Consider the following 13,438-nt stretch of genomic DNA (forward strand, 5'->3'; position numbering starts at 1 on the left):
ATCCCTGCGCCCTCGCGGCGCCTCACGACCCGATATTCTGCGGCACCCCATCGCATGCGCCCGGTGGCGCTGCAACACACACCATGCCGCAAGGTATATGCGCAGCGGGGACCCGACCATGCCGCGCGCCCGCGGCATCAGCAGACCGGATAGGCCATCATGACCGAGTTGATCCGCAGCAACGACCCCGTCCTCATCGGTTTTGCCCAATCCGTCCTGGAGGGCGCCGGCATTCCGGTCCTCGTGGCCGACCAGCATATGAGCCTGCTGGAAGGCTCGATCGGCGCCTTCAGTCGGCGCATGCTGGTTCCCCGGGACCACGCCTCGCAGGCGCGACGCCTGCTGACGGATGCCGGGCTCGCGGCGGAACTGCGTGATGCCTGAGGCCGCCGCGGCGCCGGAAAGCCCGCCGGATGCCTGGCTCGGCGGGACGTTGCAGTTGCATCATGCTGCGCGTGGGGCGCATCGGGCGGGGACCGATGCGGTGTTGCTGGCGGGTCTCCTCGATCCAAGCGACGATGCAGTGATCTGCGATGTCGGATCCGGAACCGGCGCCGTCGGTCTGACGATGGCGCGGCGGGTTCCGACCGCGCGCGTGATCCTGGTGGAGCGCGACCCGGACGTCGCGGCCCTGGCCCGCCGCAACGCCGAGCTCAACGGGTTGTCGGCGCGTTCAACGGTCCTGACGGTGGATGTCCTGGCGCCGGGCAGCCTGCGGCACGCGGCCGGGCTCGTTCCCGACCTCGCCGACCTCGTGCTGACCAACCCGCCCTTCTTCGAGGCGGGCCACTACCGGCCCTCCCCGGTCGCCGGAAAGGCGGATGCCCACGGATTCCCGCCGGGAAGCCTGTCCGGATGGCTCCGGACCTGCGTCGACGTCCTGCGGCCCGGCGGCCGTCTGGGGCTGATTCACCGGGCCGATACCCTGCCGGCCTGTCTCGATGCCCTGAAGGGCCGATTCGGCGCCGTGGCCGTACGGCCGGTCCATGCCCGGGCGGAGCAGGCCGCCATCCGCGTCCTGATCACGGCGGTGAAGGGCAGCCGTGCCCCCCTGGCCCTGCTGCCCCCGCTGGTGCTCCAGGACGCCGGCGGGCGGTTCACGCCGCAACTCGCCGAGCTGAATGCCGGCCGGGGCTGGATCGGGTCCTCGCCGTGAGGAAGCCGGGGCGCGGCGTCATTCCCGCGTCGCACCCCGCCGATGGGCAGAGCGGAGGCTCAGTAGAAGGTGCGGACCCGATAGGGGCGATGCCAGCCGTGATGGCGCCGCCAGTGGTGGCGGTGATGCCAATGCCGACGGTGGTGCCAGTGCCGGCGATGGTGCCAGTGGCGGTGACGATGCCAGTGGCGGTGACGATGCCAGTGGCGGCGATACCCGTGGCGCCTGTGATGGCGCCAGCGCGCCTGTTCCACGAGCGGGGCCTGCCCCGTGGCTGTGACGCCCGCCACGGGCAGGGGCGCCGCCTGCCCGGCCGCCCCGAGCCCGATCGCGCCGCCCGCGATCCCGAGGGCGATGATCATCCAACGAAAGAACCGCATCCGATGAGCCTCTCTGTCCGTTGCCGGGGCCCGGCCGGGCCCCGCTGGCCGCCGGGGTGCGGCGGCATGGGCAGCAACAGCGAATCTGGCAAAAGGGTTCGCTCGGCCCCACGTCACGCTTGGCGCCGGCGCAGGGCCGGACCCGTCACGAGACCGAACCCCCATGCCGCTTTCCGTACCCGCGCGCCTGCGTGCCCTCCTGCCCCGGCGCTGGCGCACGAAGCGTCCGCGCGTGGCGGTCATCCGCCTCAGCGGGGCGATCGGCGCGGTGTCGCCGTTCCGCGCCGGCCTCTCGATCAGCGGTCTGGCGGGGAGCCTGGAACGCGCTTTCGCAATGCCCGGCATCGCCGCGGTCGCCCTCGTGATCAACTCGCCGGGGGGCTCGCCGGCCCAGTCGCACCTCATCCACCAGCGCATCCGGGCATTGGCGGCGGAGAAGAAGGTGCCGGTCCTGGCCTTCGTGGAGGATATCGCCGCGTCGGGCGGCTACATGATCGCCTGCGCGGCCGACGAGATCATCGCCGATCCGATGTCCCTGGTCGGATCCATCGGCGTGGTGTCGGCGGGCTTCGGCTTCGACCGGCTCATCGACCGGATCGGCATCGAGCGCCGCGTCCACACCCAGGGCGAGGCCAAGGGCATGCTCGATCCGTTCCGCCCGGAGGATCCGGCGGATGTCGCCCGGCTCAAGCTGATCCAGGCCGATGTCCAGGCGCTGTTCACGGCTCTGGTCAGCGAGCGGCGACCGGGGCTGGCGCCGCAGGGCGAGAACCTGTTCACGGGCGCGGTCTGGACCGGACGGCAGGCACTGCCGCTCGGGCTCGTCGATGCCCTGGGGGACGCGCGCTCGATCCTGCGGGCCCGCTACGGCGACACGGTCGACCTGGTGCTGGTGGCGGAGAAGAAGGGCTCGCTCGTCGCCCGCCTGCTGCGGCGGACCGCGCCGGGCGGAACGGCCACCGCGATCGCCGGTGAGGTTCTGGGAGCGATCGAGGACCGGGCCGCCTACGCGCGCTACGGCCTGTAGGGGCCGCGCGCCCCATTGCCCGTTGTCAGTCCCGGTGCCGACGCGAGCTTCGCGTCGGCTCGGCGGACTTCAGCGGCGGCAGGTTTCGCCGGCATAGCCGGCATAGACCACGCGAACCTTGCGGGTGCAGGTCTCGGCGGCGACGGGGGCCGGCACCGTGACGACTTCGATCGGGGTCACGGCGGCCGGCATCGTCACCGCATCCGTATGATCCGGCGTGGCGAGCGCGTTCGAGGCGCTGATGACGATCGGCGTCGCGACGAGCGAAGCAGCAACGAGGGCGGCGAAGACTGTGAAAGAGGAGCGCATGGCCCGTGATTCCAAATTAACCGCCGTCGCGCACGACAGCGAAGACCCCTTGGTTGCGTCATAAACTTGGCAGCAACGAGAGCGTTCCACTGCTTAGGTGAATCGTGGCCGAAATGTGTGTGGGGCCGCACGCGTGCGGCGCACCCGCCTCGCTTGACAGGTCGGGCGAGCCTCTTAAACGCTGGCCGCCCCGTCACGGACCGGATGCCCCATGTCGACCGGAACTACGATGTCGAGCGCCGTCGATCTCGCGCCCAAAACCTCGTTCCAGGGCCTGATCCTGACGCTCCAGCGCTTCTGGGCCGCGCAGGGCTGCGTGATTCTCCAGCCCTACGACATGGAGGTCGGGGCCGGGACCTTCCATCCGGCGACCACCCTGCGGGCGCTCGGGCCGAAGCCCTGGAAGGCCGCCTACGTGCAGCCGTCGCGCCGCCCCAAGGACGGCCGCTACGGCGAGAACCCCAACCGCCTGCAGCACTATTATCAGTTCCAGGTCATCCTGAAGCCAAACCCGCCGAACCTGCAGGAACTCTACCTCGCCTCCCTCGATGCCATCGGCGTCGACCTGAAGCTGCACGACATCCGCTTCGTGGAGGACGACTGGGAGAGCCCGACGCTGGGCGCCTGGGGCCTCGGCTGGGAGTGCTGGTGCGACGGCATGGAGGTGAGCCAGTTCACCTATTTCCAGCAGGTCGCCGGCTTCGAATGCGCGCCCGTGGCGGGCGAACTCACCTACGGCCTGGAGCGCCTGGCGATGTACGTCCAGGGCGTCGAGAACGTCTACGACCTCAACTTCAACGGCGGCAGCGGCGACGACCGCGTCTCCTACGGCGACGTCTTCCTGCAGTCCGAGCAGGAATACTCACGCCACAATTTCGAGGCCGCCGACACCGCGATGCTGTTCCGCCAGTTCACCGACGCGGAGAAGGCCTGCCGGACCTATCTCGATGCCGGTGCGCCCGAGGGCGAATCCGGCCTGCACCGGATGGCCCAGCCGGCCTACGACCAGTGCATCAAGGCGAGCCACGTCTTCAACCTGCTCGACGCCCGGGGTGTGATCTCGGTGACGGAGCGCCAGAGCTACATCCTGCGCGTGCGCGAACTCGCCAAGGCCTGCGGGGCGGCTTATCTGCGGACGGCTGGGGGCGGGGCGGTTTAGGATCGTTGCCGGGGGTTTGCGCCGGCACCCCCACCTCCGGCTCCTCCCCGCAGGGGGGAGGAGAGCGGCGCTGGACCTGTGTCGGTTTAGCGCTTGGGCAATCGGTCTTTTCTGCCCAGGCGTGAATGTGAAGCCGGGGGATGTCCTGGCGCTCGAACCGCGACGGCCTCCCCTCCCCCTTGCGGGGAGGGTCAGGGTGGGGGTGCCGGCGCGCCGGTTCTGAATTCCCACCAGCCAAATCGCCGAAAGTGCGTGAGCTTTCGAAGTAAGGCGCCGGCACCCCCACCTCCGGCTCCTCCCCGCAAGGGGGAGGAGAGCGGTGCTGGACGGACTTGGGTTCGTGCTTGGGCCGATCGGTCTTTCCTGCCCCCGCGCAGATGTGAAAGCTGGCGACATCCGGCTTCGAACCACAACGGCCTCCCCTCCCCCTTGCGGGGAGGGTCAGGGTGGGGGTGCCGGCTCGCCGGTCCTGAGTTCCCCCGAATCAAGTCGTCGAAGGTGCGTGAGCTTCCGAAGTAAGGCGCCGACACCCCCACCTCCGGCTCCTCCCCGCAAGGGGGAGGAGAGCGGCGCTGGAGCTGTGTAGGTTTGCGCTCGTGCGATCGGTTTCCCTACCCCGAACGCGAATGTGAAGCCTGGGGATGTCCTGGCGCTCGAACCACAACGGCGTCCCCTCCCCCTTGCGGGGAGGGCCAGGGTGGGGGTGCCGGCACGCCGCTCCGGAGGTCCCCCGAACCGGGTCGCCAAAGCGCCTCAACGTCCAAAGCGATGCGCCGGCACCCCCACCTCCGGCTCCTCCCCGCAAGGGGGAGGAGAGCGGTGCTGGACGGACTTGGGTTCGTGCTTGGGCCGATCGGTCTTTCCTACTCCCGCGCAGATGTGAAACCTGGCGACACCCAGCGTTCGAACCACAACGGCCTCCCCTCCCCCTTGCGGGGAGGGTCAGGGTGGGGGTGCCAGCGCGCCGGTCCTGAATTTCAGCGAACGGGATCGCAAAGAGCCCCCTGAGCTTCCCAAGCGAGGCGCCGCCCCCCCAACCGCCAACTCCGCCCCAAGAGAGAGAAGAGCAGCGCCAGTCCGGAAACGGTTGAGACCCAACCTCAACTGTCGCCACAAACGGGCGAACCAGCCTTGGCAGCCCCCACCACGGTCTGGTCTGTTCCCCCACCGGAATCCAATCTCACCACGAGACCCGATTCGGTGAGGGCCAGCACGTCGATGCCGAGGTCGCGCAAACCCGGAATTCCTCGCGCCCGCACCCTGCGCAAGCGGATGACGCCGGCCGAGACCAGGCTGTGGTGGCATCTCGGCCGGGTGCCGGTGGCGGAGACGCACTTTCGACGGCAGGCGCCGATCGGCCCGTACGTCGTGGATTTCGTCTGCCACCGGCACCGCCTCGTCATCGAGGTCGATGGTGGGCATCACGGGCTCGCGGATCAGGCCTCGGCGGATACCCGGCGGACGGCGTGGCTGGCGACGCGGGGGTACCGGGCGCTGCGATTCTCCAACGCCGAAGTGGCGTACCGCATCGCGCCCGTCCTCGACACGATTTACGCGGCTCTCTACACGGGCGCCATGATGCCCGGCGGCGACGCCGGGGACCCACCCTCGAGCCTCTCCGTGCCTGCGGAGGGGAATAGGTTGCCCGCCCCGCCATGCCCGACCTCCTCCTCGAACTGCGCTCCGAAGAGATCCCCGCCCGCATGCAGCGGCGCGCGGCCGACGATCTGAGGAAGCTCGTCACCGACGCCCTGGTGGAGCGCGGCTTCCTCTACGAGGGCGCCAAGGCCTTCGCGACGCCGCGCCGGCTGGCCCTGCACGTGGCGGGCCTGCCCGCGCGCGGGCAGGACCTGCGCGAGGAGCGCAAGGGGCCCCGCGTCGGCGCGCCGGACGCCGCGATCCAGGGCTTCCTGAAGGGTGCCGGGCTGGCGAGCCTCGACGAGGCGACCGTCGTCACCGACCCGAAGAAGGGCGCGTTCTACGTGGCGGTGATCGAGCGGCCGGGCCGCGCCACCCTCGACGTGCTGGCCGAGATCCTGCCGCAGATCATCCGCAGCTTCCCGTGGCCGAAATCCATGCGCTGGGGCACGGCCTCGGCGCAGCCGGGGGCGCTCCGCTGGGTGCGCCCGCTGCAGTCGATCGTCGCCACCTTCGGGCCGGAGACCGAGACGCCCGACGTGGTGCCGTTCGCGGTGGACGGCATCGCGGCCGGCACCACCACCTACGGCCACCGCTTCCTGGCACCCGAAGCCATCGAGGTCCGGCGCTTCGACGATTACGTCCGGGCCCTGGAGCGGGCCAGGGTCGTGCTCGACGTGGAGCGGCGCAAGGACATCATCCTGCACGATGCCCGCGACCTCGCCTTCGCGCGCGGCCTCGAACTGGTGGAGGACGAGGGCCTGCTGGAGGAGGTCGCCGGACTCGTGGAATGGCCGGTGGTGCTGATGGGCTCCTTCGAGGAGGCCTTCCTCGACATCCCGGCCGAGGCGATCCGCGCCACCATCCGGGCCAACCAGAAATGCTTCGTCCTGCGGGCGCCCGGCACCGAGCGGCTCGCCCCGGCCTTCGTGCTGGTCTCGAACCTCATCGCCAGCGACGGGGGTCTCGCCATCACCGCCGGCAACGAGCGCGTGGTGCGGGCGCGGCTGTCCGACGCGAAGTTCTTCTGGGAGACCGACAAGGCGACCCGGCTCGAGGAGCGGCTGCCGAAGCTCGATTCGATCGTGTTTCACGAGAAGCTGGGCACGCAGGGCGCGCGCGTCGAGCGCATCGCCGCCCTGGCCCGCGAACTCGCGCCCCTCGTCGGCGCCGATGCGGATCTGGCCGAGCGGGCGGCGCGCCTCGCCAAGGCGGATCTCGTCACCGAGATGGTCGGCGAGTTCCCCGAGCTTCAGGGGCTGATGGGCCGCACCTATGCGGCGCTCCAGGGTGAGGACGCCAGCGTCGCGGCCGCCATCGAGGACCACTACAAGCCGGCGGGCCCCTCCGACCGGGTGCCCACGGACCGGGTCGCCGTGGCGGTCGCGCTGGCCGACAAGCTCGATACCCTGGTGGGGTTCTGGTCGATCGACGAGAAGCCGACGGGCAGCAAGGACCCGTTCGCCCTGCGCCGGGCGGCCCTGGGCGTGATCCGCCTGATCCTCGAGAACGGCATCAAGCTGTCGCTGCTGCGCGACGGATATCAGGCGGCATCCGATGGCCTGGGCAATTACGGCACGCCGGCGTTTGAAGCCGGTGACGCTTCGGCGGAGCGGGACACCGATGCCGAGGCGCAGAACCTGCTCGCCTTCTTCGCCGACCGCCTGAAAGTCTACCTGCGCGACCAGGGCGCCCGGCACGACCTCATCGACGCCGTCTTCGCCCTGCCCGGCCAGGACGACCTGCTGATGGTCGTCCGCCGTGTCGAGGCCCTCGGCGCGTTCCTGGAGACCGACGACGGCCGGAATCTCCTCGCCGGCTACAAGCGGGCCGCCAACATCCTGCGCATCGAGGAGAAGAAGGACGGCCGGGCCTACGACGACGCCCCGGATGCGGCCCTGGCCGCACGGGGCGAGCCGGAGGAGCAGGCCCTCGCGGAGGCCCTCGCGGCGGCCCGGGAGACCGCCTCGGCCGCCGTGGCGGCGGAGGATTTCGCCGGGGCCATGCGGGCGCTCTCGACCCTGCGCGCGCCGGTGGACGCGTTCTTCGAGCGGGTCACGGTGAATGCCGAGGATCCAGCCCTGCGCGCGAACCGGCTCGCCCTCCTCAACGCCCTGCGGGCGGCCACCCGCGCGGTCGCGGACTTCTCGCGGATCGAGGGCTGAGTCTCGATGGGGCGGCGCTCGGGGACATTGCGCAACCGACCTCGGGAATAAGCGGAACGGTTTCGGGGTCGGCGCCGTTGCAGCCGCAGTTTTCCACGAGGGAGATCCCCATGCGCACCCCCATCCTGTTCGCCCTGACGCTGGCAACGCTGTGCGGCGCCTCCGCCGTCCAGGCCGAAACCACGGTGATCCGCCGCGATGCGCCCGAGACCGTGGTGGTCGACCGGCCCTCGAGCGAGAGCCGCACGGTGGAGCGTCGCGAATCCAGCGACGGCTGCTCCTCGAAGACCGTGACCAAGGAGAACGAGCTCGGCGACCGCAAGACGGTCACCAAGGAGAGCTGCGACTGATCCCGATCCCCGACCGGTGACGTCACGAGACCCGCTCCGGCCCCGCCGCGGCGGGTCTTTTCGTTCGGAAGAGCTCCGCGTCGGGTTGGCTTGCCGCTCAGAGGGGCTTGGCGCTCAGAGGGGCTTGGCGTAGCGCCAGGCCTCCATCCCGTCCTCGTAATAGTCCGGGATCACCGCGAATCGGGCGTAGCTGCGCCGCTCGTACAGGCGGATGCCGGCGCCGTTGTCGGCGCGGACTTCGAGACGCAGTTGCGTGCAGCCATGCGCCCGCGCATCCGCCTCGGCGGCGTCGAGGACGAGGCTGCCGAGGCCCAGCCCGGCGCGTGCGGGCGAGACCGCGATGGAGGACAGGCGGGCCTTGCGGCTGCCCCGCCGCCGCTCCAGCGTCGCGGCGCCCACCAGGGTCTCCCGGCCGGCCTCGTCATCCATGACGGCGGCCAGGACGGTCATGCTGGCCGAGCGGATGGCGTGGCGGATCGCCCGGCGCTCGGCCCGGTCGCTGGCGAAGGCCGCGTGTTCGAGGGCGACCAGGGCGTCGAGGTCGGCCAGCGTCGCCGGCCGCAGCGTCACGACCGGCGGCGGCTCGGCCCTGAGCGAGGTCGCGCTCACGCAGCGGTCCAGGGATAGAGCCAGGTCTCGGTCAGGGCGCGGCCGCCGGCCCGCAGGAAGACCCGCAGGTCGGTGGATTGGCCGGGCGCCTCCAGGGCCACGTCGATGGCGGCGCGAAAGCCGTCCACATGCGGGTTCGGCGTCAGCGAGGTGGCGGTGATCCGCCCCACGGCGGTGCCGGCCACGACCTCGACCCGGCCGGGCGCGGCGCGGTAATAGGCGAGATCGCCCCCGGCGAAATCCACGAGAAAGCGGCGGCTGAGGCCGCCCTTCGCCTCCTCGGACTTGGCGGTGCCGCTCGCCACGGGTGCCACGCTGAAGGTGTTGACCACGCGCCCGCCCGGATGGAGCGCGGCGCCGCCGACGGCGCGCACCCGGTAGGACAGGCTGACGGGCACGCCGGCCGGGTAGGGCTGGGCCGGGCGCCAGCAGGCCACGACGTTGTCGTTGGTCTCCGTGTCGGTGGGCAGTTCCATCAGCATGACCGCGCCCTCGCCCCAGGCACCCTCGGGCTCGACGAAGTAGCCCGGGCGCCGGTCGTAGGAGGCTTCGAGGTCCTGGTAGGTCTCGAAGCGCCGGTCCCGCTGCATCAGCCCGAACCCCTTCGGGTCGCGGTCGCCGAACTGGGAGATGCGGCGCCCGCGCGGATTGTCGAGGGGGCGCCAGAGCCATTCGCCGCTGCCGGCCGCGATCTGCAGGCCGTCGGAATCGTGGAGCTCGGGCCGGTAATCGTCGGCATGGCGGCGGTCGTTCTCGCCGATGAAGTACATCGAGGTCAGGGGCGCGAGCCCGACCGTGGCGAGGTCCGCGCGGGGGATCAGCGTCGCCGTCACCGCCACGCTGGTCTCGTCGCCCGGCGTCACGGTGAACCGGAAGGCGCCGGTGAGCGAGGGCCCGTCGAGGAGGGCGTGGATCTCCAGCGCGTCCGCGTTCGTCTCCGGGGTGACGACCCAGAACTCGCGGAAGGTCGGAAACTCCTCCGCGCCGCCCCGCCCTTCGACGTTCACCGCGAGGCCGCGCGCGGAGAGGCCGTAGAGCTGGTCCCGCCCGAGGAAGCGGTAGTAGCTCGCCCCGAGGAAGACGATGAGCTCATCGAGCAGGTTCGGCTTGTTCAGGGGCGAATGGATGCGCAGGCCCGCGAAGCCGAGGTCCAGGGGCAGCGCCCGGTCGAGCTTGGTCCGCCCCATGTCGTAGAGGCTCGCCTGATAGGGAATCGGCGTCGCGAGGCCGCCCCGCACGAGGTTCACCGTCACGGGCCGCGTATAGAGGAAGCCGAGGTGGAAGAGCTGGAGCCGGAACGGGCTCCCCTCCCCGAGGAAGGCCTTCTCGGGCTTGAAGCGGATGTCGCGCCAGGCGTCGTAATCGAGCTTGGCGATCGGCGCGGGCAGGGCCGGGACGCGCCCGTCGTAGGGCCGCGCCGCGAGGTCCTTCGCCCGCCGCTCCACGTCCGCGAAGCCGAAGGGCGTCTCGGGCCGTCCCTCCGCCCGCTGCGCGCTGGCCTCCCCCGCACTGACCAGGAGTGCGGCGCTGGCCAGACCCTGGACGACGATCCGCCGGTTGAGTTCCGTCATGAGCCTGGGACCACGTTCGAACGCGCGAGAAACGTTGCGCTCAATGGCCCGTCCGCCGCCCCTTGGGAAGGGGCCATCGCGGGCCGGCGGGAGGAGAGCGCGACGTTTGGGCAACAGCCGCCACGCCTGCGGGGATATTGCCCTGAAAAATCGGATTTTCCCTTGTGGCGGGAACGGCGTGACCGTATATGCGCCTTGCCCAATTTCGCACGTGCCTGTGGCCGCGTGTCGGTTGGTGGGCATCCGGCCAACTGCCGGACAGCCGCCAGGGGTCTTAAAGGATCGATGGTCGATAGGGTGGATTCCCTCCGGCCGGCATCCAGGTGGCAACACCGGACCCCGACAACAACCGGCAGCCGGAGGCGAAACCGGCGAACCCCGCTCTCCACGGGGGACGCAGCTTAAAGCAACGACGAACGGGCTTTTTTGGTCTCGTCGGCCCTCCAAAGGCCGGCACCGAAGAGGCTTGTTTCTCTTTGCCCGGCGTGCGGTGGGGATCCCCCTTCCAATCCACGGCAGCTTCCGGGTGCTGATGCGCCCGCGTCCGACGACGTGTCTCCAAAGCACGCCGCGCGTCGCGTCGCATCGCCCCAGACGCCGGACGACGCCTGTCGTCCAGACATTCGACAGCGCGCCCCACGAACGGGCGCTCGCGAACCTGTGGGTTGGACCGACCATGACCGATCGCATCCGCGACTTCCTGCGTGCACGCCGCGACATGGGCCAGGACGAAGGCCCGGTGATGGTCCTCGACCTCGAGGTCGTGCGCGACAACTACACCGCCTTCGCCCGCGCCCTGCCCGACACCCGCGTCTTCTACGCCGTGAAGGCGAACCCGGCGCCGGAGGTGCTGCGTCTGCTCGCCGAGATGGGCTCCTGCTTCGACACGGCCTCCGTGGTCGAGGTCGAGATGGCCCTGGCCGCCGGCGCCACCGCCGACCGGGTCTCCTTCGGCAACACCATCAAGAAGGAGCGCTGCATCACCCGCGCGCTCAAGCTCGGCGTGCGCCTCTTCGCGGTCGATTGCGAGGCCGAGGTCGAGAAGATCGGCCGCGCTGCCGCGGCGGCCGGCGTGGATGCCGCCGACGTGCAGGTGTTCTGCCGCATCCTCTGCGACGGGGCCGGCGCCGAGTGGCCGCTCTCGCGCAAGTTCGGCTGCGTGCCGGAGATGGCCGTCGACGTGCTGGAGCACGCTTTCCGCCAGGGCCTGACCGCCTACGGCGTCTCCTTCCACGTCGGCTCGCAGCAGGGCAACACCGGCGCCTGGGACGGGGCGCTCGCCTCCGCCGCGATGATCTTCGCCGAATGCGCCCAGCGCGGCATCGCCCTCCAGATGGTCAACCTCGGCGGCGGCTTCCCGACCAAGTACCTCAAGGCGGTGCCGGGCGTGGAATCCTACGGCGACGCGATCTTCCGGGCGCTCACCAAGCATTTCGGCAACCACCTGCCCGAGACCATCATCGAGCCGGGCCGTGGCATGGTCGGCAATGCCGGAATGATCGAGGCCGAGGTCGTGCTGGTGTCGAAGAAGTCCGATGCCGAGGACGAGGTGCGCTGGGTCTACCTCGACATCGGCAAGTTCGGCGGCCTCGCCGAGACCATGGACGAGTCGATCCGCTACGCGATCCGGACCGAGCACGACGAGGACCGCATGTCCCCCTGCGTGCTCGCCGGCCCGACCTGCGATTCGGCCGACGTGCTCTACGAGAAGGTGCCCTACCCGCTGCCGGTATCGCTCTCCATCGGCGACAAGGTGCTGATCGAGGGTGCCGGCGCCTACACCACCACCTACGCGGCGGTGGCGTTCAACGGCTTCCCGCCCCTGCAGCAATACGTGATCTAAACCTGTTCACGCGCACGACGTGAGCGCCGGACCTTCCGCGAAGGGGGGTCCGGCCGTCGACCCCCACGACCCTCGCCCCGCGCGCACCCGATGGTGTCGCCGGATCGTCTCGTCGCCTGCCCAACGTTCGGGAAGGGTGCGGCCTTGGTCCAGATTCGTGATGAAGTGCCGGGTGACGTCGTCGCCCGCGAGCATCTGCTCGATGCCTGCTTCGGCGAGGCGCGCCGCATGAAGACGTCGGAGCGCCTGCGCGAGGGACGCCTGCCGGCGGAGGGCCTCGCCCTCGTCGCCGAGCGGGACGACCGCGTCATCGCTACCGTGCGCCTGTGGCACGTGGAGGCCGGCCCGCGCCGCCCTGCCCTGCTGCTCGGGCCGCTGGCGGTGGATCCGGCGAGCCAGGGCCTCGGTCTGGGCGCGAGACTCATGCAGGGCGTCCTGCGGCGCGCGCGCGATCTCGGCCACGGTGCGGTGCTGCTGATGGGCGATGCGGCGTACTATGCGCGCTTCGGGTTCTCGCCGGCGTACGCGCAGGGGCTGTTCATGCCGGGGCCCTTCGAGCGCGATCGCTTCCTGGGTCTGGAATTGCGCGCGGGTGCCCTGGCCGGGGCACGCGGCATCCTGCGGGCGACGGGCGACTGGGGCGATGCCGTGCCCGCTTCGAACGTGGTCGTATCCGATAGGCCCGCCGAGGTCGCCGCGGCCGGTTCGGCGGCGCGACGACGGGTTGCCTGAGCGGTCATCGGACGGAAGGTCGGATCAGACGTTGGTGTGATGGTCGGCCTTGGCGGCCAGGTCGCAGCGGCGCTGGAAGGCGGCGTCGTGACGGCGCGTGACGATGCGGAGCAGCGAGGCGGCCAGGGTGATGATACCGGGATCGCGGTCGATCGGCTCGTCGACGGGAGCGGCGAGGCGCGCGGTGATGAGCGAGAGCATGGCAGAGGTCCGTGGCGTAGGGGGACGGACGCTTCCTCGTAGGGGGTTCGCTGTTGTTCTGTTGCAGTGCAATATCGGAGTGGGTGGTGGACGCGGCAATGCGCTTGGGTGGGATGTCGCCCTGCGTTGAGAGCATGCGCATCTTCAATGTTCCGTAACCCTGTGCGTCTGCCCGCCGATCCCGACCGCCCTCGACGCGGTTGACCCTGGGGGCCGCAAACGTCACTGAGCCCGTCGCCTGTTCGTCATATCGGGCGCCTAAGCCCTGCGGTCGCCGTGCGACGACCTCGATACCCGT

General features: G+C 70.6%; 14 protein-coding genes. 9 read left to right on the forward strand and 5 right to left on the reverse strand.

Going from position 1 to position 13,438, the window contains the following annotated elements:
* Positions 1 to 159 precede the first annotated feature (159 nt).
* Positions 160 to 384: a putative signal transducing protein gene (locus OF380_RS02415; RefSeq protein WP_264049205.1), complete on the forward strand. Its 225-nt coding sequence runs from the start codon at positions 160 to 162 to the stop codon at positions 382 to 384.
* Positions 377 to 1,156 carry a tRNA1(Val) (adenine(37)-N6)-methyltransferase gene (locus tag OF380_RS02420; RefSeq protein ID WP_264049206.1) on the forward strand — a complete coding sequence of 260 codons (780 nt, stop codon included), beginning with the start codon at positions 377 to 379 and terminating at the stop codon, positions 1,154 to 1,156. Before OF380_RS02415 ends, OF380_RS02420 begins: the two co-directional genes overlap by 8 nt.
* 59 nt (positions 1,157 to 1,215) lie before the next feature.
* Here the strand turns inward: OF380_RS02420 and OF380_RS02425 are convergent, their stop codons facing one another.
* Entirely contained in the window at positions 1,216 to 1,536 is a 321-nt protein-coding gene (locus OF380_RS02425; protein WP_264049207.1) for a hypothetical protein, read from the reverse strand.
* A 163-nt stretch (positions 1,537 to 1,699) separates the two neighbouring features.
* On the opposite strand from OF380_RS02425, the gene OF380_RS02430 reads away from it, so the two are divergent.
* A complete protein-coding gene (locus OF380_RS02430) occupies positions 1,700 to 2,563 on the forward strand; it encodes a S49 family peptidase (protein ID WP_264049208.1) in 864 nt (287 codons plus the stop codon).
* Positions 2,564 to 2,632: 69 nt separating this feature from the next.
* Here the strand turns inward: OF380_RS02430 and OF380_RS02435 are convergent, their stop codons facing one another.
* Positions 2,633 to 2,872, reverse strand: a complete 240-nt coding sequence (locus OF380_RS02435; protein ID WP_264049209.1) for a hypothetical protein — start codon at positions 2,870 to 2,872, stop codon at positions 2,633 to 2,635.
* A gap of 229 nt (positions 2,873 to 3,101) precedes the next feature.
* Here OF380_RS02435 and OF380_RS02440 point away from each other — a divergent pair, with 229 nt between their 5' ends.
* The 4 genes from OF380_RS02440 to OF380_RS02455 all read left to right on the forward strand — a co-directional run bounded on the left by OF380_RS02440 (position 3,102) and on the right by OF380_RS02455 (position 8,184).
* Positions 3,102 to 4,031 carry a glycine--tRNA ligase subunit alpha gene (locus tag OF380_RS02440; protein ID WP_264051154.1) on the forward strand — a complete coding sequence of 310 codons (930 nt, stop codon included), beginning with the start codon at positions 3,102 to 3,104 and terminating at the stop codon, positions 4,029 to 4,031.
* Between the two features lie 1,200 nt (positions 4,032 to 5,231).
* Complete coding sequence (locus OF380_RS02445) at positions 5,232 to 5,762, forward strand: endonuclease domain-containing protein (protein WP_264049210.1); 531 nt, start codon at positions 5,232 to 5,234, stop codon at positions 5,760 to 5,762.
* On the forward strand, positions 5,687 to 7,834 hold the full coding sequence (gene glyS / locus OF380_RS02450) for a glycine--tRNA ligase subunit beta (RefSeq protein ID WP_264049211.1): 2,148 nt from the start codon (positions 5,687 to 5,689) through the stop codon (positions 7,832 to 7,834). Before OF380_RS02445 ends, glyS begins: the two co-directional genes overlap by 76 nt.
* Positions 7,835 to 7,944: 110 nt before the next feature.
* Positions 7,945 to 8,184 carry a hypothetical protein gene (locus OF380_RS02455; RefSeq protein WP_264049212.1) on the forward strand — a complete coding sequence of 80 codons (240 nt, stop codon included), beginning with the start codon at positions 7,945 to 7,947 and terminating at the stop codon, positions 8,182 to 8,184.
* A 114-nt stretch (positions 8,185 to 8,298) separates the two neighbouring features.
* Here OF380_RS02455 and OF380_RS02460 read toward each other — a convergent pair whose 3' ends face one another.
* On the reverse strand, positions 8,299 to 8,793 hold the full coding sequence (locus OF380_RS02460) for a GNAT family N-acetyltransferase (protein ID WP_264049213.1): 495 nt from the start codon (positions 8,791 to 8,793) through the stop codon (positions 8,299 to 8,301).
* Complete coding sequence (locus OF380_RS02465; protein ID WP_264049214.1) at positions 8,790 to 10,364, reverse strand: glucan biosynthesis protein; 1,575 nt, start codon at positions 10,362 to 10,364, stop codon at positions 8,790 to 8,792. The genes OF380_RS02460 and OF380_RS02465 overlap by 4 nt, the downstream gene beginning before the upstream one ends.
* A gap of 676 nt (positions 10,365 to 11,040) precedes the next feature.
* On the opposite strand from OF380_RS02465, the gene OF380_RS02470 reads away from it, so the two are divergent.
* A complete protein-coding gene (locus OF380_RS02470) occupies positions 11,041 to 12,207 on the forward strand; it encodes a type III PLP-dependent enzyme (RefSeq protein ID WP_264049215.1) in 1,167 nt (388 codons plus the stop codon).
* Between the two features lie 144 nt (positions 12,208 to 12,351).
* Positions 12,352 to 12,939 carry a GNAT family N-acetyltransferase gene (locus tag OF380_RS02475; protein ID WP_264049216.1) on the forward strand — a complete coding sequence of 196 codons (588 nt, stop codon included), beginning with the start codon at positions 12,352 to 12,354 and terminating at the stop codon, positions 12,937 to 12,939.
* Positions 12,940 to 12,963: 24 nt separating this feature from the next.
* On the opposite strand, the gene OF380_RS02480 is transcribed toward OF380_RS02475, so the two are convergent.
* On the reverse strand, positions 12,964 to 13,140 hold the full coding sequence (locus OF380_RS02480; protein WP_264049217.1) for a hypothetical protein: 177 nt from the start codon (positions 13,138 to 13,140) through the stop codon (positions 12,964 to 12,966).
* Between the last annotated feature and the right edge of the window lie 298 nt (positions 13,141 to 13,438).

It is taken from the genome of Methylobacterium sp. FF17 (assembly GCF_025813715.1).
GTDB lineage: Bacteria > Pseudomonadota > Alphaproteobacteria > Rhizobiales > Beijerinckiaceae > Methylobacterium > Methylobacterium flocculans.